The 19,061-nt window shown below is 52.9% G+C and carries 17 protein-coding genes; 6 read left to right on the top strand and 11 right to left on the bottom strand.

Annotated features, from left to right (window positions below; translation table 11 throughout):
- Positions 1 to 122: 122 nt before the first annotated feature.
- The gene (locus tag QME66_09625) at positions 123 to 899 is read right to left on the bottom strand and encodes a polysaccharide biosynthesis/export family protein (protein MDI6809225.1); all 777 of its coding nucleotides are present in this window, start codon (positions 897 to 899) and stop codon (positions 123 to 125) included.
- Between the two features lie 38 nt (positions 900 to 937).
- On the opposite strand from QME66_09625, the gene QME66_09620 reads away from it, so the two are divergent.
- Entirely contained in the window at positions 938 to 1,177 is a 240-nt protein-coding gene (locus QME66_09620) for a hypothetical protein (protein ID MDI6809224.1), read from the top strand.
- 218 nt (positions 1,178 to 1,395) lie between these two features.
- Here the strand turns inward: QME66_09620 and QME66_09615 are convergent, their stop codons facing one another.
- The 6 genes from QME66_09615 to QME66_09590 all read right to left on the bottom strand — a co-directional run bounded on the left by QME66_09615 (position 1,396) and on the right by QME66_09590 (position 7,088).
- On the bottom strand, positions 1,396 to 2,214 hold the full coding sequence (locus tag QME66_09615) for a glycosyltransferase family 2 protein (GenBank protein MDI6809223.1): 819 nt from the start codon (positions 2,212 to 2,214) through the stop codon (positions 1,396 to 1,398).
- 27 nt (positions 2,215 to 2,241) lie between these two features.
- Positions 2,242 to 2,643, bottom strand: a complete 402-nt coding sequence (locus QME66_09610) for a hypothetical protein (GenBank protein MDI6809222.1) — start codon at positions 2,641 to 2,643, stop codon at positions 2,242 to 2,244.
- Entirely contained in the window at positions 2,640 to 3,752 is a 1,113-nt protein-coding gene (locus QME66_09605; protein MDI6809221.1) for a DegT/DnrJ/EryC1/StrS family aminotransferase, read from the bottom strand. Before QME66_09605 ends, QME66_09610 begins: the two co-directional genes overlap by 4 nt.
- On the bottom strand, positions 3,749 to 4,378 hold the full coding sequence (locus QME66_09600; protein MDI6809220.1) for an acetyltransferase: 630 nt from the start codon (positions 4,376 to 4,378) through the stop codon (positions 3,749 to 3,751). Before QME66_09600 ends, QME66_09605 begins: the two co-directional genes overlap by 4 nt.
- The gene (locus QME66_09595; GenBank protein ID MDI6809219.1) at positions 4,378 to 5,385 is read right to left on the bottom strand and encodes an SDR family NAD(P)-dependent oxidoreductase; all 1,008 of its coding nucleotides are present in this window, start codon (positions 5,383 to 5,385) and stop codon (positions 4,378 to 4,380) included. Before QME66_09595 ends, QME66_09600 begins: the two co-directional genes overlap by 1 nt.
- 152 nt (positions 5,386 to 5,537) lie before the next feature.
- Positions 5,538 to 7,088 carry a flippase gene (locus QME66_09590; GenBank protein MDI6809218.1) on the bottom strand — a complete coding sequence of 517 codons (1,551 nt, stop codon included), beginning with the start codon at positions 7,086 to 7,088 and terminating at the stop codon, positions 5,538 to 5,540.
- Positions 7,089 to 7,274: 186 nt separating this feature from the next.
- Between QME66_09590 and QME66_09585 the strand changes: the two genes are divergently transcribed.
- Both QME66_09585 and QME66_09580 read left to right on the top strand, forming a co-directional pair.
- Positions 7,275 to 8,642, top strand: a complete 1,368-nt coding sequence (locus QME66_09585; GenBank protein ID MDI6809217.1) for a polysaccharide deacetylase family protein — start codon at positions 7,275 to 7,277, stop codon at positions 8,640 to 8,642.
- Positions 8,642 to 9,778 carry a glycosyltransferase gene (locus tag QME66_09580; GenBank protein ID MDI6809216.1) on the top strand — a complete coding sequence of 379 codons (1,137 nt, stop codon included), beginning with the start codon at positions 8,642 to 8,644 and terminating at the stop codon, positions 9,776 to 9,778. The genes QME66_09585 and QME66_09580 overlap by 1 nt, the downstream gene beginning before the upstream one ends.
- A gap of 37 nt (positions 9,779 to 9,815) precedes the next feature.
- Here QME66_09580 and QME66_09575 read toward each other — a convergent pair whose 3' ends face one another.
- From QME66_09575 to QME66_09560, 4 genes are all read right to left on the bottom strand, one after another.
- Complete coding sequence (locus QME66_09575; GenBank protein MDI6809215.1) at positions 9,816 to 12,299, bottom strand: hypothetical protein; 2,484 nt, start codon at positions 12,297 to 12,299, stop codon at positions 9,816 to 9,818.
- 11 nt (positions 12,300 to 12,310) lie between these two features.
- Complete coding sequence (locus QME66_09570) at positions 12,311 to 13,960, bottom strand: glycosyltransferase family 39 protein (GenBank protein MDI6809214.1); 1,650 nt, start codon at positions 13,958 to 13,960, stop codon at positions 12,311 to 12,313.
- Entirely contained in the window at positions 13,950 to 14,912 is a 963-nt protein-coding gene (locus QME66_09565; GenBank protein MDI6809213.1) for a hypothetical protein, read from the bottom strand. The genes QME66_09570 and QME66_09565 overlap by 11 nt, the downstream gene beginning before the upstream one ends.
- Positions 14,913 to 15,004: 92 nt before the next feature.
- Positions 15,005 to 15,916, bottom strand: a complete 912-nt coding sequence (locus QME66_09560) for a DUF3108 domain-containing protein (GenBank protein ID MDI6809212.1) — start codon at positions 15,914 to 15,916, stop codon at positions 15,005 to 15,007.
- A gap of 183 nt (positions 15,917 to 16,099) precedes the next feature.
- On the opposite strand from QME66_09560, the gene QME66_09555 reads away from it, so the two are divergent.
- The 3 genes from QME66_09555 to QME66_09545 all read left to right on the top strand — a co-directional run bounded on the left by QME66_09555 (position 16,100) and on the right by QME66_09545 (position 18,858).
- Positions 16,100 to 16,363: a GlsB/YeaQ/YmgE family stress response membrane protein gene (locus QME66_09555; GenBank protein MDI6809211.1), complete on the top strand. Its 264-nt coding sequence runs from the start codon at positions 16,100 to 16,102 to the stop codon at positions 16,361 to 16,363.
- Between the two features lie 88 nt (positions 16,364 to 16,451).
- Complete coding sequence (locus tag QME66_09550) at positions 16,452 to 17,648, top strand: MFS transporter (GenBank protein MDI6809210.1); 1,197 nt, start codon at positions 16,452 to 16,454, stop codon at positions 17,646 to 17,648.
- 28 nt (positions 17,649 to 17,676) lie between these two features.
- Positions 17,677 to 18,858, top strand: coding sequence for an aminotransferase class I/II-fold pyridoxal phosphate-dependent enzyme (locus QME66_09545; protein MDI6809209.1), 1,182 nt, complete (start codon positions 17,677 to 17,679; stop codon positions 18,856 to 18,858).
- Positions 18,859 to 19,061 lie beyond the last annotated feature (203 nt).

Below are 19,061 nucleotides of genomic sequence, written 5' to 3'. Positions count from 1 at the left end.
CTACTCGTCGCATCCCTACGCTGTCACCCCTTAAGGGGGTCGGCCACGACCCCCTTATACCCCCTGGCAGTGTGCCTTATGAAACGCCCTGCATTTCGTAACGTTATTTCTGGGACGGCACACTAGTATACCCTTTCGCGAATGAAATTCTGCCAGCCCATGAGACCAATCCCCATGTTGTACACGGTCTTGGTGAAAAACTGGTCAACAAAGATATCTACGTTATTGATGAAGCTGCTTGGAACATAGACGATATCGTATCTGGCCAGCAGGATATCGTCACCGTACTTCCCTTTGTCAAGAATACGCCTGACATTGACCTTCGTTGCTGTCGCTTCAGTCTCGCTCCTTTTGCTGATGACAATGACACTTTTCAAGTTCCCGGTTGGGAGAAAACCGCCTGCGACAGTTATTGCCTCAAGAAGGGTCATCCTGGTCTTGATCTCAATCGCGCCCGGGAATCTGACCTCTCCGAGAACATAGATGTTATTACCCTCCGTTTCCGTCACAATGACTGCAATCTCCGGGGAGGCAAGAATCTCTCTGAATTTCATTGTGAGCAGCGAGTCAAGCCCGGTCGGAGTCATACCCTCTGCATCCACATCACCCACGTATGGAAGCGAGATTCTCCCGTCCGGCCTGACTTTCACATACCTGTTGAGATCCTTGTTGTAGAGAAAATCGACTTCCATCTTGTCGCCGATTCCGATTCTGTACTCGGGCATCCTGCCATCTGCAATGTTCAGGGAATCAGCTAATGAACGGTCCGGTATTCCCGGAACTTCAGGCCTCCCCTTGAAGGCGTATTCCTGCGCTGCACATGATAAAAGGAAAAAGGCAAAGCTAAGCGCAAAAACTGTCGTTCGCGACATAACGGGCCTGTGCTTCTCCCTGATCAAGCCGGTCCCTCCGGATTCATAACACCCGGAATAACTGAGTGCCAGATGAACTCTTCGTGATCCACCCCTTCTTCCTCCGGCCTTTCAGACAGCCAGTCGTCCTGACTCCGCACGCGACTCTGTCCGGCGACCTGGCTCACGGAGTCCAAGAGAAACAAAAAGAGACCGGGAAGAAGGTGGATTGGCTAACCCTCTCCTGGTCTCTCAGAATAGCAGTCCGGGCTTCAGAGCTAAAGAAAAATCTTGTCCAGATGCTCGCCAAGGTCTCTACCGCCTGACAGGATTACCGTCTGCTCCCAGCCGGTCAAGGCTCAGTTCTCAAGTGCCCCCGGCAATTCCGAGAGTGTTCCTACCCTTAGCAAGCTGTTCTGGGATTTCTCCTTGCGGTCTTGGTGCCTGTGAGACCTGTCTCCGAATTACCTGGATAATTCTATCAGAAACCTTCCTTTCCTGTCAACTGAACCTGCGGCAGCGCTCGATCCGGCCTCGCCGGCGCTCACTTTGGTGCGGGCGCCTTCCCGCCGGGATACCACGGCGGTGCTGTGAGTTCCGCCAGCATTTGCTCCCGGAATGATTGATTGTCGGGTATTTCCCGCCTGATAAGAAGCCTCCAGCGTGCAATGATTCCCATGGAGAGGACATGGAAGCCGTCCATGAAGCCGGCGCCGTGCCTGTAGGTCGGTACTTCGATAATATGATTATTGTCTGTTCTGTAACCCAGATGCGCCAGAATGATGCCGACTTCGAATGCACCGCTGTACTTGTATCCGCCATACCACTTAAGAAGCTCGCGGAATGACGACACGCGCATTGCACGAAAATTCGATTCAACGTCCTTGTAGAGGAAGCCTCCAAGAATGCTTGCCGCGATCGTGAGCCCTTTGTTTCCCAGCACCTTGTACAGCGGATACACGCTGAAATCGCGCCGTCCGAGGACGACATCGATTTTCCCGCCATAGGATTCGAAGAGATCACACAATTCGCGGATATACTTGGGGTCGTGTTGGCCGTCGGAATCGATCTCGACTACAAGGTCATCGCCCTCAAGAGCGCCTGTTGCATGAAAGTGGTCAACGAGCGCATACCCTTTTCTGAGAGCGACCGAGGCGCCGCCGTTCTTCTTGCTCCTGATCACTATAGCCCTGTCGTTCCCGTCACGCCACTGCGAGAGTATTCGCGGAGTATCATCAGTCGAGCAATCATCAACTGCAATGACGAGGTCGGCTTCCTTTTCAATCAGCGCAAGTATATCCGCGAGCACGCGCGACTCGTTGTAGATCGGCGTGATCACAACCCTGCGCGGTCGATTTTTCATTGTGTGTGCTCGTCCTTCCTGCCGCAATCAGCGGGCGGCATGATCGAATGTGTCGGTATCGTTCGGATTGAACGGCTCGTCCACATACACGATGGCGATGAGCGGCACATCGTCAACATTCTTGAGGGCATGTGCAAGGCCCGGAATGACCTTCAGCACGAGCGGTTCGTCCGCGCTCATCATCACGGTTGAGATTTCTCCGGTATCGACATTCGTCAAAGTCATTTCGCCTTTGCCGTGGACCACGGAAAACCATTCAGTCTTCCGGCGGTGATAGTGGTTTCCTTTCGTTTTCTCCGGAAGCGCACCGGTCACGAATATCTGTGCGAACCGTTCCTTCGTCACATCCTCGGGACGCAATACCTCGTAGACCCATCCGCGAACATCTGTATGGCGCGCGGGACGCTTGATGAGCTCTTCCAGATTCAAATGCGCTGAATCTCCTTGATGGCTGCAGCGACTTCCTTCACGTAGTCAATCGGCATATGCGAATAGAGAGGAAGCGAGAGAGTCCGGGACGAGAGAAGCTCCGTCTTCGGGCAATGGACATTCTTGAACTCTTCCAGCGCGTACGCGAGACGGTGAATGGGCGGCCAGTAGTACTTCTTAGTCATGATGCCGCGTGCTTCAAGCTCATCCGCAAGTCTGTCACGGTCCTTTCCGTACTTCGACGGATCGACGAAAATCGCATAATCCTTGACCGTGCTGCGGACGTAGGACGCACGAGTCGTCCACGAGATACCTGGAATGCCGGCAAGCAGCCGCTCGTAGAGATCGGCAAGCTCGTTGCGGCGAGCAATCCACTTTTCCAGGGTGTCGAGCAGCCTTACGCCGATAACGGCATTAATCTCTTGGAGCCGCGCATTCATGCCGTCGCAGAAGCAATCAAGGGAACCCGGCGGGTGACCGTGGTTGCACGCAAGCCTCATACGCTCGGCGAGCGCGTCGTCATTCGTCGTGATCAAACCTCCCTCGCCGGTCGGCATCGTCTTTGTCGGTCCGAGGCTGAAGACCTCGGCAGCGCCAAAACCTCCGAGTTTCCTGCCCTTCCACTCGCCGCCAAACGCATGCGCGGCATCGAAATAAAGGGGGATGTTCGCTTTCTTTGCGATCGATTCAAGTTCATCGATCTCCGGCGGATGGCCGAAAACATGAACAGCCACAATCGCCTTTGTGCGCGGCGTAATCGCCTTTCTGACCTCGTCAGGGTCGACGTTGCACCGGTCGTCACAGTCCACCGGGACTGCCTTCAGCGAGTTCCACCGGAGCGCCTGGTACGTCGCCGAAAACGTGTACGCAGGAAGGATGACTTCGCTGCCCCGCGGCAGGACGCTGAAGAGAACAATCAAGCCCGAGGTTCCGCTTGGTGCGCCGATCGCATGCTTCACTCCAAGATACTGCGCTGCCTTGAGCTCGAATTGGACGACGTATGGCCCCAGGGTAAGCTGACAGGTCGAAAATATTCTTTCGAAATCGTCTTTCACAGACTCGAATGGCGGTAGTGTCGGTTTCATTATGGGAATTCTGAACTCTGTCACTTTGTCACTTCTCCCTTCTTGGCTACTCTTGCGGGGACGCCGGCGACTGTGCACCTGGGCTCGACATTTCGTGTCACCACTGCTCCTGCGCCCACGGTGGCCCATTCACCAATCTCCACACATGGAAGAATATTCGCGCCGGTCCCAATGAACACCCCTTCGCCCATTTTTGCTGCTCCTGCCAGATGCACACCGGGCGAGATGTACGCGTGATCTCCAACCTTGCAGTCATGGTCGATCGACGCATTTGCGCAGACCACAATGTCCTTCCCGACAGTTGCGTTCGGCATGACGGTAGTGTTCGGTCCGAGCCACGTTCCATCGCCGATCGTTGCCGATCTATCCACTGAGGACGAAGGATCAATGACCGTTGCCATACCGAATTTCCTGGACAGTCTCAGAAACGTTTCCTTCCTCGCCTCCATGTACGTGCAGCCAAAACCGACAATGACGAGGGCATCCGCGACCCCATCCAGAATCGAGAGCGGACCCAAATGGTCCCTGTTGTTGATTCTGCCGGGGGCGATGTGATCGTCAAGAAAGACAGCGTCCTGATCCTCGGGGATCGAACCCATAATGGAGCGTCCGGTGCCGCCCGCTCCCAGCACGAAGATCTTGCGCGTCATCAACGGGTGTAGAATCCTTCTTCGAACTCCACTCCTTCGGCCTCCCTATCCGCCGCCTCGATCATCGCCCTGACCTTGGCCAGTGAAACCAGAGTGTCTCTCGAACAGTACTCGGAAACCGCCTTCTTGCGGGACGGCGTCTGCTTCCACGGATAAATGAGGACGTATTCATCCCGTTCCTCGCACCTGGTTCTTTCTTCCTCGGAGACAAGAATCTCATGGATCTTTTCACCGGGGTACGTGCCGATAACTTTGTAGTTCAGCTTCACACCGGCGATATCACAGACTGCACGCGCAATGTCAAGAATCTGCGCCGACTCGGCACGCTTTACAAAGATCTCCCCCCCGGCGGCGTTTTCAGCCGCATACAGGACCAATTCCACCGCCTCGTTGAGCGTAAGGAGAAAGCGTGTCATCTCGACGCTTGTGATTGTGAGCGGCAGTTTCTTCTGAATGAGCGCCCTGAAAAAAGGAACGACCGAGCCGCGTGAATTCAGAACATTGCCGTACCGGACGCCCACAAACCGCGTTCCCCTGTTTCGCGGCGATTCGTTTGCGCTCACTACGATTTTCTCCTGGAGCGCTTTCGTCATACCCATCACGTTCACCGGCTGCACCGCCTTGTCGGTTCCTATGCAGATCACACAGCCGACCCTTGCATCCATTGCGGCATCAATGACGTTTCGCGCGCCAGTCACGTTAGTGTCGATCGCCTCCACCGGAAACCGTTCGCAGTTGGGCACCTGCTTCAGTGCCGCCGCCTGGAAGACCATGTCCACCCCCGCCATGACTTCTCTCACAGACCGGAAGTTTCTGATGTCTCCAAGATGAAAAGCGAGTTTCGGATCGCACGAAAACTTGTGGTACATGTCGAACTGCTTCTTCTCGTCACGGCTGAAAACACGGATTTCCTTGATGTCCTCGGACAACAGCCGCCGCACCACGTAGCGGCCAAAGGACCCCGTCCCGCCGGTTACCAATACGGTCTTGCCTGAAATTGAACGCATAGATCGATCTCTCTTGTCTGTCCCGGCGCCGGCACCCGACGCAGAGACGAGTGATAAGAATGTTGTGATAAATATCGACTTAGACGATATTATAACAGCATGTATTTATGGCGTCAAACTCACGGCCGGTGCCGCAGCATGAAATAGTCCTGTCATGACACGTCGACCGGCGGCTCGCCAGGCGCCCTCCACCACGGGAACGAGAGTTTCTCTCTGAGAAGTTTCTTTTCTCCCGCCGTAAACACGAGAGGGGTGAAGAACGATATAGTCAGAAGAGCCACGCATATTCCTACAAGAGCAATATCGTTCCGCAATGCCAGAAGTGGAACAAAAATTATGCACAGGATCGATCTCGACTCAACAATCAGGCCTCTCTGTGAGCAGTGGAAGAGAAACAAAGCAATCAGAACGAGAAAGGCGCCTGAGCCGGCGATCGCTGCACCAAGAATTCCGATTCTTGGAATGAGCAGGTAGTTCAAGAACCCGTTGAGAATGACACCTATAGTCACGGAAAGGAGAGGGAGTCTGGTCTTTTCTATGAGGGACGGATAGATGCTTACTATCCAGTAGAGACTCTTGAGAATCTGATAGATGAGAAGAACAGCGATGACTTGAGCAGCCCCGGCATACGCAGTTCCGAAAAGAAGCCTGATAAGAATCGGACTAAGCACATGAAGCAGCACCGCGATATTGAACAGTCCCATGAGAGAGAGTCTCATGGCAAGATTCATCGTTCTCATTGCCTTCTCTTTCTCGCCTTTTTCCCATGCATGACTCAGGTGCGGGGCAAGAACCCTGCCGATCACTATCCCAACCATCAAGGCAAGCTCGGTGAATCCTGCGGCCACGGTGTAGATGCCCACCTGATCGGAGCCGAGCTTGTGGTTAATGAACCACCTGTCCATGTAGTTGAAAAGCATAAGCTCGAAAGGAATGACTACAAACCAGACCGAGAACCTGAGAATCTTCCGATGGAATCCCTTTTCTTCCACAGGAAGATTCTGAGCCGAAAGACTCTTGAAAAGACTCCTTGAGAAGAAGGCAACGACAAGAGAGATCGCGATGAACTCGCCGGCCATGACCGATTCAACGCGCCTGCCGATCAAAAGGACAAGAGGGACCCCAATCAAGCAGAAGAGAACCATATGTGAGAGTTCGAGAACCGCAGTCCGTTTGAATACCCTGAGTCCTGAAAAAGCGGAGCTGATGTACGGAGCCAGAACCAGCGGAACGACTACAAGGCCAATCCACATAATGACATTTTTCTCCCGGGGATCGCCGTAGATAAGACGGGAAACTGTTCCGGAGAAGATGAAGAAACAGAGACCGACAAGAAAAGAAACGCCGAGACCGATTCTTATTGTCTTCGCGAGGAAGTCCTTTAGTGAACCCTGCTCCTCATATACGGTGACATAGCGGATGTATGATGAGGGAATTCCCAGTCCGCAAAATGTGACAATCAGGTTTATGGAGTTGAAGGCAAGCCCGTAGATGCCGTAGTTGTGCGGGCCGAGGAGCCTCGCAAAAAGAATGGCTTTGACGATCCCGATGAGCCGCTGGGCAAAGGCAAGAATCATTACGATACTCAGCGATTTTGCGATCGTCTCCTTTGCCAATCCGGACTGTTTCAAGGGGTCCAAATATTCCCTTTCTTTCGAGAGCCAGCCGTTTCCGGGCGAGTTGTTAATTGTGAAGACCGTCATTATAACAAAGCTTTACCACAATGCAATTTAATCGGCCAAGATGCGTGTGGGTCACAGAGATTTCTCTTTCAGGCAGCCGCGCCGACCGGGCTCACCGGCTCACAGTGGACAACTCTCCCCCGTGTCGCTAGAATAGGGCCCAAGGAAGGAGGCGTCTCCCTGAGACTGTCCGAGCGGGCTTGTCTGTTGAAGAATTTTCTGTTCTGGGTGATTCTCGTTATCGCTGTGTTTCTTTCGCTTTTCGCATCGGGTAGAATCGCCAGAGATCTGCCGATCGACGTCCGGTACATACTGGTCCCCGCGGCGGTTCTAGCTGCTACTATCGCTGCCCGAATCTTCATGCTTAATCTCACTCCCCAGGCGGTTCCGGTTCTCTATTACCACAGCATCAACGATGAATGCCTGAATCCTGCCTGGGCGCACCTTTCATGCCCCGTCAGGACCTTTGAGACACAGATGGCATACCTCAAGCGTCGCGGATTCAGAGCAATTACCCTTGATCAGCTGCATGATCACATACTCGGAAGGAAGATCCTTGAAGAGAAGTCGGTGGTAATCACCTTTGACGACGGCTTTCTTGACAACTGGGTCTATGCCTTCCCTATCCTCAAGCGGCTTGGCCTTAAAGGAACTGTCTTTCTCTCCACGGACTTCATTGATCCAAAGGCTGGAGTAAGGCCGACAGCACGGCACGGCGAAGGTCGTGGGAGCACGCGGATTGAGTCGAAGGGTTACCTCTCCTGGCAAGAAATCGAAACCATGGCCAAGAGCGGAGTGTTCGATTTCCAATCGCACGCATCGAGCCATACCTGGCTTTTTTCGAGCGACAGGATCGTTGATTTCCATCATCCGAACGATTGCTACTTTTGGCTTGATTGGAACTACTTCCCGGAGCACAAACCTTATTGGCTGACTTCTTATCCCGTGACGCCCGCTCCATTCGGAACCCCTGTTTTCTCTCACGGCAAAGCCCTCGAAGTGACTCGTTTCATCGAAAATCCCTCCTTCTCCGCGGAGATTGTCTCATTTGTGGAGCGCAACGGAGGAACGGCGTTTTTCTCAAAGCCGGGGTGGAAGGAGGACCTGACCAAGCATTCGCAGGAGATCGCGGTGTCTGTCCCGCCGGGAAGGCTCGAAACAGAGAGTGAGAGAAACGAAAGGCTAAGGGGAGAACTTGCCGGAAGCAGGCAGATCATATCATCGAAACTCAATGCGAGCGTCAATTTTCTGGCCTGGCCCGGCGGCGGGAAAAATGAGAACTCGATAAGGATTGCCTTGAACGATGCAGGATATCTCGCAACTGCCGGAAAAGGCGAAAGGAATATTCCTTTCGGCAAAGCTTCAACCTTCACGAGAATTTCGGGGGGCCCAATGTACACCGGAAAAAAATCACTCATTTGGGACTTCCTGGGATTCGTCGCTGTTGTTGAAGTATTCAGAGGCAACTGTTTTTTTTATCCCCTCCTGTTTCTCGTCAACAGGGTCGGTTTTCTCAGGCGGCTCGCGGTGAAGCTGCAGAAGAAGGCGGCATCTCGAACAGGGAGTTATGAGTAGTGAAAGGGAACAAAGAAAAGATTTCTGTTCTTCACATTATCGGGGCGCTTGACGTTGGGGGTGCAGAAAAAAATCTCGTCGGACTCGCCACGTCTCTTTCTTCGCTCGGTTTTGACGTAACTATCGCAACAGTCTCCAGAAGGGGAACGCTCGCCGATGAGCTCGAGTCCCATGGAATAGAGGTGAGGAATATCGGCTTCAGGATGAGGTACTTTGTCCCCGGCCTTCTTCGCCTCATCTCACTTCTCAGGGAGAAGAACATCGATGTAATTCACACTCATCTGTATCAGGCGGGCATCCTGGGCAGAATAGCAGGAACGATGGCGCAGGTGCCCGTCGTCGTGACGACAGAGCATACGCTGACCCCGTGGAAGAAGAGAAGGCACATCCTTCTTGAGAAAATGCTAATCCCGTTCACCGACCGCTATCATGCCACCTGTACCGCCGTTGTCGAAAACAGAATCAGAGTGGAAGGTCTGCCGGAGAAGAAACTTCTCGTGATTCCCAACGGGGTGGACACGACCATATTTCAACCCAAGCCTATGCCCACAGCTCTGAAAGAATCCCTCGGGGTTGACACGACAAAGGCGTTTGGCACGGTCGCGAGACTTGTCCCGGCAAAGGGAATGGAGTTCTTTCTCAGAGCATCTCAGAAGGTCATGAAGGAGTATCCGGGTTCAAGAGCCTTGATTGTTGGAGACGGACCATTAATGGAGAAGCTCACGAATTATGCCGCAGAGCTGGGAATCTCGGACAAGGTTCGTTTCTTTGGTGAAAGAAACGAAGTTCCGGAACTGGTTCGAATGATGGATATTTTCGTTCTTTCCTCTTTGAGGGAGGGGCTTCCGCTGTCTTTGCTCGAAGCGTCGGCCTGCGGGAAACCGATTGTTGCAACAAGGGTGGGAGGAAATGAGGATATTGTAATAGATGGCGTTACCGGATTCCTGGTTCAAAAAGAAGACTCAGACAGCCTTGCCGAAAAAATTCTCGTCCTTCTCAGGGATGATTCCCTTGCACGGGAGATGGGCCGGCAGGCAAGAAAAAGAATCGAACGGGGGTTCAGCTTCGAAGCCGTCGCCGGAAAGACTGCACAGTCATACAGAGAGCTTCTTGCTCAAAAGAAACAAGGATCTTGAGACCGCGGCGTATTTCCCTCTGCCCATCCCTATCTTCCTACTCGATAAGGATGACCCCCGTCTTTGCGCCCGAAAAATAATCCTCCTCCACAAACAAATCCTTGAGCGGCAGATTGGGGAGCACCGGCTCGGCACTCAGTTTTACTTTCATATCGTATAAGCCCGGAGCCAGCGTTTTCGGAACGTTCACTGAGAAATTGTCGACAACTATCTTCCCAAGAGGCCACCTCTTTGGCGGGAACATTCCGCTGACCGGAATGTGGTCTTCCCTGAATCTGAACAGGCGTCCCAGTTTCCTCTCAAGCAGTTTCCTGTAGAGTTTCCCGTAGGACTGCCTGTACAGGGCACCCTTCCTGAACTCCGTGTCGAATCTTACAAAGACGTAGAGAGGGAGATCGGTTTGAACATTGGAAACTCTTTCCCAGTAGCAGTTCATCTCAAATGCAGCCCCTCTTCCGGCCTTATCCGGAAAGCTCGCGCCCAAGTATGATATGCCATAGTTGAGAACGGGCTCTTCGGGCCTGCTTACGTTGCCGGGGAGTACTTCCAGGACCAGAGGAACCGCCTCTGGTTCCCCCGGAACTGCCTGCCTGGTGTCCGTTCCTTTGACCTCATAGATCACGACGCCTTTTTCCGAAATCAACTTCCTGAAGAACTGAGGGAAACGGTCGAACTTCCCGCCCTGTCTTTCATAGAATCTTGGGTCAATGATTCCGCGATAGACGAAAACCGGCTTATCAAAGGTTTGGTTGAGGAGCACAAACTTTACTCCATACTTTTCGAGCAAGCCGAGAGTCTCCCCCATTGGAACGAAGGGACTGAGCACATCATTCACGTCATCAAGCCTCTCAACCGCGAGAGCATCTCCCGGTGACGAGTGCTGGTGCAATACCGCGACGGTCCTGTGCTTCGTGAGCCCCGTGATTGAATAACTTGTCACCGGATCAGAGAGAACCACTGACGGTTCGGGAATCGATGTATCCAGAAACCGGAGCGCACCAACCCACGGCACAGGTGTTTCCTTTTCCTCTGAAGCCAGGATGCTGCCGGAATATGAAGAGATGGTTGATGAGACACTTCCATTCAGAAAGAAGAGCAGAACAAGGAATACGAATACCGAATAGGCCTTGAAGAGTATCCTTCCGGGAAGTCTGATCAACGGCAGCGCCTCCCAAACAAAAAGAGACATAATCTGCAGGTATGGGATGACATAGATGAACCTCTGGACAAGATAGCCAATCCTGGGCGCGAGAACCGGAACGACAAGAGGATTAAGAGCGAATAGAACCGGAACGACTGTGGAGCTCAGGATGAATACCCGCGAAGATGTCCTCATGGCCATTCTGAAAACGATCGGGACGAGCAGAATCGAGACCAGCGTTGTCCACACACTCCCCTCGGGGGCGGCGAACGGGTTTATTATGTAGAAATTCCTGGTGAAATAAAGAAGTCCCTGCTCATGAGTGTGAATGGGATTGAGCGCCGGTCCGAATCCTGCGACTCTAAAAATGGCAAGAGGGAGAATTGTGAGAACGAAAAGGCCGACGCAGTGCAGGATTCGCCTGACGGCTTCTTGTCTGTCGCTGCCCCGGTAGAACAAGAGGAAAATAAGGTAGCCGCCGCCTGCAATTCCAAGATATAGCACCGAAAATATGTGAACCGATACGGCTGCAAGGGAACTGAGAACTGAAAATGCAAGCGTTCTTGCATTCCCTTCGCGTACGTATCTGATGAGATAGGCCAGGGCAATCCACACCGCCCCCTCTGCAACCCTGTTTCCGTAAGCCGACATCCTCAGCCACTTCACTCCTGAGCCGGCGAAGCAGAAGAAGAACAAGACGAGACACAGCGCGGAGATCAACTTCCCCCCGAGCATTTCCTTTGAAAACGAGTAGAAGGAAAGAACGAGGAGCGGAGCCAGGAGAATCGGCAGGAATATCCACATCCTGACGGGGTTGACGCCCGACACTACTGAGACCAGGGCAAGAGCAGGCTGGAAGATTCCCTTCCTTGGATCAAGCCCCTCCCCATCTCCCTGGGCGTAGAACGTGGTTCTTGGGAAAACTGCGCCGGTTTCAACAATCTCCCTGACCGCACTCACGTGATCCAGTGAGTCATGGGTAACTCCGAACGTCCCCTTCTCGCGGAGCATCGAAAAGATAATTATCAGAAGGAAAACGGCCAGGAAGATGCTCTCCGCATTGAAGAAGTTGGCGCTGGAAGGGAACGAGGTTTCTGAACCGGCTCGCCGGGGCCGGGAAAAGATGTTGAGAAAAAGAAGCACAAGGCTGACGGCAGCGAGAAAAATCCCGGAAAGAAGAAGCCCGCTTCCACCGCTCTTTCCCAACAGAATCGTCGGGAGATATAGGAAAAGACTCCCTGCAAACGCTGCCGGCAAGACTTCGTGCCAGGCAGAGACTTTTCTCAGCAGGAGCCTGAGGAGAAGCCAGCCCGGAAAAAGAAATAAGAGAACAAATGCGCCGAGACCTCTCGCGAACTCTGCTGCAGAGATATCAAACAACCCGATTTACCTCACTTTGAGAACCGGTACAGGTCGAGCCATCTGTCCTGAGAATCCTTCCACGATTTCAAGAAAACGATATTCTCGGGAAGCGGCTTGGCTTTCGAGAGCGACAGGATGCCGGTTCTTGCTCCCGGCGGAAGGTACATCTCGTCAATCTCGTCTGACGACGATATTGCAATCAAATCCACGTTCCTTCTCTCTGCATACTCGAGGGAAGTCCGACTGTCTGCGATGGGCAGCGATACGGGCTTCCCGTCGGCATAGAATGCAAGCCCAGGTTTTCTTGACATGATATTCAGACCCTGTCCAAGATTGTTTCGTATCCAGAGGCCTGCTTCTTTCTGAAGAGGCGGTGCGGCGTAAGGAGAACGATGCAGTTTGAATGATGTTTCTTGCACGGCTGCCTGCCCCAGGGAGAGTACGCAGAGGATGAATATCAGTCCACTCATCGCATGCTTCCGGCCCGACTTCTCTCCGACAAAGCGAACTGCTTCCTCGTAGCCGCTTGCTGCAAAGAGCAGGAGGAACGGGAGAAGCGGCGAGAGGTACCTGGCAAAGTACACATATACGGCGGCATAGCTCAGCACGTGTGCCCCCCCGACAAAGAAGGCAAGACACACCGCCAGTCTCTTTTCTTTACCCCCGTAAAGAGCGCCGACGATTCCGAGGCAGAATAGGAGAAAGACGACGGGCGGCAGTAAATGCGGAAGGAAGCCATGAGCCTTCGCCCCTTCGTGAACGAGCCGCTTAAGTGCTCTCCCGGGATTCCTTGCGAAGAAGGCCGCTAAACCATAATCGGCGATCTTCTCTCCTTTTCCGAAGTAGTACGCATCGACAAACGTTGCATCCTGACCCGGCGTGAGACCAAGCTGTGCCACTGACTCCAGGCCGTTCTCACGCGCCTCGGCAAGGAAGGCGTTTGCAGACAGCGTAGTGCTGAATGTGAACCGCCCAGTGGCGTTCTTGAGGTAGAAAATGTAAGGAGATGCTAGAAGCAGAAATCCAACGGCAAATCCAAGAATGCTTTTCAGCCTTCTTGAGAAGGGCTTCTCTCTCCAGGCAAGAAGCAGGAAAGCAAGAACAGCCACGCCAACAATGCCCTGGGCCCGGGCCAGATAACTGAGACCGCCGAAGAGTCCGGCAATGAACTGGTAGAACCCTCCATTTTTTCTCACGGCTCCCTTCCAGAAAAACCAGATAGTCAAGGTCAGGAAGAAGGAGAAGACCGGCTCGGTAAGAACCTCACGTGACTCCATAAGGAGTGATGAATGTATCATCACAAAAAAAGACGCGAGCCGTGCCTGGTTTCTGCCGAAGAGCTCGTTTCCGAAGAGGAAGCAAGGAAAGACGAGGGCACCGCCGAAGAATACCGAAGTCAGGTGCGCCGCAAGCTCCGTGTCCCGTGCAAAGAAAGAAGCAAAAGCGACCAGGGATGGGTACAGGGGCTGCCAGTAGGCGCTCAACGCATCGAGGAAGTGCCCGCGGGCCATATCCCTTGCCATCGACGCAAAGTGTGCCCCGTCATACCCAACATATAGATACTTCATTGGAGGAAGAAGGAGGAGCCTGAGACCTATCGAGAGGGCTGTCCAGAGGAAAGCCTCGGTCAGAGCGTTGGGAGCTCTTTTGGGCTGGACGGCTTCGGTTTCATCCTGCATGTCGTTTTTCCGAGAAATACTCCAGGACGCGGGAGCAAAGGAGAGGAACGAGGACTTCGTGTTCACCCTGAATGAAGAGCCCCTTCCCGGATTTCGATACAGGCCTCTCCACAACATTCTTAGTCGGCCTGTAATGGGCAATCCTGTCGAGATTGGCAGTGACCATCTCTGTCAGATCAATTCCCTGGTTGCGAAGAATGGAAACCGCTTTCAGAAAGACTTCGGGCATGACGACTGCAGAGCCGATATTCACAAGCACGCCGCCGCCAAGCTTCTTAAGAGCAGCAACGAAGATTTTGAAATCCCTGTGCGAGAGCTCTCCCAGAGATGCGCCGTCGCATTCCGGGTGCATGTGGATCACATCGGCGCCGATCGTCACGTGGACTGTGGCGGGGATCCCCAGCGAGTAGGCACTGGCAAGGATGCTTCTTTCCGAATATCTGGCGTGGTTCTCGGTCAGAAAGCGCCCGAGAGCTTCTCCCAGGCCTTCCGCGTTCTCCCTCCCCTTCCTTATTGCATGGTTCATGAGCCGCGCGGGCTCGCAAGCCATTCCAAACTCTCCCGAATCCAGAACATCTTCGACCGGCTCCGAGGTCCGGCCCCACATCGCGATTTCGAAATCATGGATGGCAGTTGAGCCTGGCATGCCCGCAACTGTGACAAAGCCGGCTTTCATGAGCTCAATGACTGCCGGGGAAACCCCGGTCTTCACGACGTGGCCACCCATCATGAATCCGATTGTCCTCCCGGCGGCTTTTGCGGTGCAAATGGCTTTGACAAGTTGGCGAAGAGAGTCTTCCGCTTCCGGGCTGAGCTGTGTCCCCGCGGGCGCCGGTGCGGCTCCCCGGGATCCGGGAATCTTCAGGAAATCTTCAACCCTGACCTTGCTCTTCCTCTTTTCAATGGGAATCGTTTTGAGAAGGGATAAATCAGCTTCTTCGTACCTGGACATTTTCAGTCCCCGCGATATCCGGGCTCCGACTCAGACTAAGATCATAGCGTTTGGCAATTTCGTTCTTCGGCCCTCGTCAAGGCACCCGATTCTTACCCTTTGCTTCCCAGATTCATCTTCCTGAGCACGGCCGAGATTGAGCCCACGACGACCTTGCTCTTCATCAGGACCGGGACCTTTCTCGCATCATCCGTCACCCAGACGAGCAGCCTTCCCTTCTGCTGGAAAACGCCGCCGCCCTGCAACAGAGGCTCCAGCAAGAGGCATCTGAATTTACCGACCGGCGTATCGACTTCTTCTTCCCTGTAAACCTTGACTTGAAGCGGATAGTTCTTCTTGTCGGTGTGGTTTTCGATGACGACAGTATCTCCAACCTTCAGATCCAGTGTCCTCACATAGTACAGGGCTGAAAGGACATCTTGAATTCTCGGAGCTATCTCAAAAGTCGTGCCGTCCGAGTACACTGCCTTTAGGTTGTCGTGGTCGAAATCCACCCGGTACTGGAGACGGTACGCACCCTCGCTGACATTTTTCGTGAAGCGCCTAGAGAAGAGACCATTCACATCCATGAAGCTTTCGACCTTGTCGCGCACCTTGAAGAACGTGGAGAAGAACTTGTTCGATTCTGCGGTCGAGGAAATGTGATAACACTGATATCCGTTGACATCAGTTATGTCGCTAATCTGGAGGGATGCCGTACCTGCCTGTACCGGTCCGTATTGTATTGAGAACTCAAGCCGCTCTCCGACTTTGAAAGGCCTCTCAGAGAGACGAGTCTCAGGGGGTTTCTGATTGTCCGTGCTTGGAGCGGAAGATTGGCCTTGCGCCTCCAGCAGCATCCCGCCCGAGCAAAGCGGCGAAAGACTCAAAGGAAGAATAGCAACAAGCGTGAGAGCTGCCTGGAGGACGGACCCCGCAGTGACGCGAATCATGGCGGTAGTATTGCACACAGTCCCTGAGATGGTCAACGACAAGGGGACACTTGCCCAGACTACTATTGACAAAATTATGGCCTCATGCTAGTTTGGCTCTGCTGGTGAAAATTGACGGTGCTCCCCATCTTGCTTTTCTTCTCTGTGACTTGCCTCTTTGCGTGTAACTAAAATCTCTGTGGGAAGGAGGTGACTGCCGGGGACTGTTCCGTGTGGTAGGGGTGGAATCCGCAAGGAAGAAGGAGGGATAAAGAGATGAAGATAATAGTTCTTCTGATCATAGGTATAGTTGTTGGCTGGATCATAAAAACAATCGCGAAGAAGATGCCGGGTGGTATCTGGGGTAGTTTCATTGCCGGCTTCATTGGAGCTATCATTGGATATATGATCGGAGGCGGCTGGGCAAAGGAGATGGGGGCCATGAACATCATCTTGGCGATAATAGTGGCAGCCGTTTTGACTTACATAGTCTCCTTCTTCAAGAAGAAAGAAACACCTACTGAAACCAAGACGACCTGAGGTGCTTTCCGCTTCGGGTTCCACGCGTGGTATGCAGCTGGAACAAGGGGGGCCTTAAAGAGGCTCCCCTGTATTTTTCTCAAGAAATATGGATAGGGAATCGAAGAAATCGAGCCGCCTGCCAAAGGTCGTTGTTTCCCTCGGTATAACGAGTTTTCTCACCGACGTTTCCTCCGAGATGATTCTGCCCGTCCTTCCTATTTTCATAACAACGGTCCTGGGCGGGTCAAAGGTATCGCTGGGTCTCATCGAGGGTGTTGCTGAATCTACATCGAGCCTTCTCAAGATTGCATCCGGGTGGGTCTCTGATGTCGCAGGAAAGAGGAAGCCTTTTCTTGTATTTGGATACGCGTTCTCAAATCTGATGAAGCCCCTTCTGGCCGTGGCACAAACCTGGCCCCAGGTGCTCGGAATCAGATTTGCGGACAGAATTGGAAAAGGTATCCGCACGTCGCCAAGGGACGCCATGATTGCCGACGCGACCCGTGGAGAATTCCAGGGAAAGTCTTTCGGATTTCACAGGGCCATGGACACTATGGGCGCAGTCGTTGGGACGCTCATTACTTTCCTCATACTGTCTGTGAAAAAAGATGCCATGAGGATGGTTTTTGCGCTCTCTCTGGTGCCCGGCCTTCTAGCATGTCTCAATCTCATTTTTACTGTCAGAGAAAAAAAAGCTGAGAGTTTGCCTCCGGCGGCCGCAGAGCGCAAGCCGAATTCACCTGCGCCGGCTGGGCTGATTGTCCTCACCTCAATCATGGTGGTCTTCACATTCGCGACCCCGAGCTATGCATTTCTCATGGTCAGGGCAAGTGATATCGGAATCAGCGCGCGATTTCTTCCGCTTGTCTACCTTCTCTACAACATCGTTTATGCCGCCCTGGCAATGCCGGTGGGCATAAGCTCCGACAAACTTGGACGGGAAAACGTTCTCATTGTGGGCCTGGTCCTGAATGCGTTACTTTGCCTCGGGTTCGTGCTTGCCTTCCATCCTGCGCACATTTGGCTTCTGTTCATCCTCTACGGCTTTGTAAGTGCGGTGACCGAGACGGTGCCGAGGGCTCTTGTTTCGGACAAGACAACAGGAGGGAAACGGGGCACAGGCTTTGGAATCTATCACACTGCGATTGGGCTCGCCGCTCTTCCCTCAGCCGTTCTCTTTGGCTTCCTGTGGGAGAGATTCGGGCCATCTGTACCTTTCGTTGCTGCTATGGTATTCTCTTCCGTGGCAACTTTTCTCCTAATAGTCACGCGTGGTGGTAGGACTGCTGCCGAAAAGGCATAGCATTCAGGATTACTCGTCAGGAGGCAATATGCTTGAACCTTCAACCCGTCTCAAGAATCTTGCGCCTTATGCTCTTGCAAAACTCGACCTTGCGACAATCAGGAAGAAGAAAGAGGGCGTGGATGTAATCGACCTTGGCGTGGGAAACCCTGACCAGAGGCCGGCAAAGCACATAGTTGATTCGCTACACAGGGCACTCGATGACCCGAAGATTCAGAACCACAGGTATCCCTCTTTCGCGGGCCTACCCGAGTTCAGAGAAGCAATAGCCGGCTGGTACAAGGAACGGTTCAATGTAAAACTCGACCCTGCCACCGAAGTTTTGCCGCTTGTCGGATCAAAGGAAGGCATTTCAAAGTTTTTCCTGGCGCACATAAGCAAGGGCGATGGACTTCTTCTTTCGACTCCATGCTATCCCGCATATCTCGGAGCAGCTCAGATTGCCGAGGCAGATACCTACGAAGTGCCAATCGTTGAGAAGAACTCATTCCTCATAGACTTGGAAGCGCTTCCCAAAGACGTCGTAAAGAAAGCGAAGCTATTGACAATCAATTATCCTCACAATCCGACAGGCGGAATTGAGACCGACGAATTCTACAAGGACCTTCTCGCCTGGACAGATAAGAACAATGTATTCATTCTTTCAGATATTGCGTACTGCGATTTGAGCCTGGATGACAGTTACCGGGCAAGGAGCTTTCTTGAGTTTGATACCGAGAAGAAGCACTCGGTCGAATTCCACTCGTTCTCCAAGTCATTCAACATGCCCGGCTGGAGACTTGGATTCGTCGTTGGAAACGGAGAGGCAGTTCAGAATCTCCTCAAGATAAAGGCGAACATGGACTTTGGCGTGTTCATGGCAATTCAGCGCGTGGGCATCGAAACGCTGAAGGCGCCGAAAGATTGCATCAAAGAGACCGCTCTCATGTACAGAAGAAGACGGGATGTCTTTGTCTCCGAAGCATCAAGACTCGGCTGGGACATAAGAAGACCCAAAGCCACGATGTACCTGTGGATGAAAATACCGAGGAAGTACGAAACGTCCGAGGCTTTCGCCAACGACCTTATCGAGAAAACAGGGGTCGTCGTCGGACCCGGAAGCGGCTTCGGCATTCACGGCGAAGGCTACGTGCGAATCGCCCTGATCGAAACCGAAGAAAGACTCAAAGAAGTCATCAACAGAATGGAGAAAGCGGGGTTTAGGTACTAGGGCTCTACCCTGGGAGATTCCCGCGGCGGACGAGGGAAATGCAAGTGGAATTCTATTTCGACAAGTGAACTTGCCTCAAGGCATCTTTTCATATAGCGGTCCTTGAATTTTGCAGGACTTTCCCCGAAATTTGATCTGTAGTTTTTCCAATTGATGTATTACCAGCAGGTTAGCCTGATTACGAACTGGAATTGGTGAATTTT

The sequence above is a fragment of the Candidatus Eisenbacteria bacterium genome, assembly GCA_030017955.1.
Classification (GTDB): Bacteria; Eisenbacteria; RBG-16-71-46; order JASEGR01; family JASEGR01; genus JASEGR01.
The sequence above is the reverse complement of the archived record's forward strand: the minus strand, read 5'-3'. Positions and strand labels throughout refer to the sequence as shown.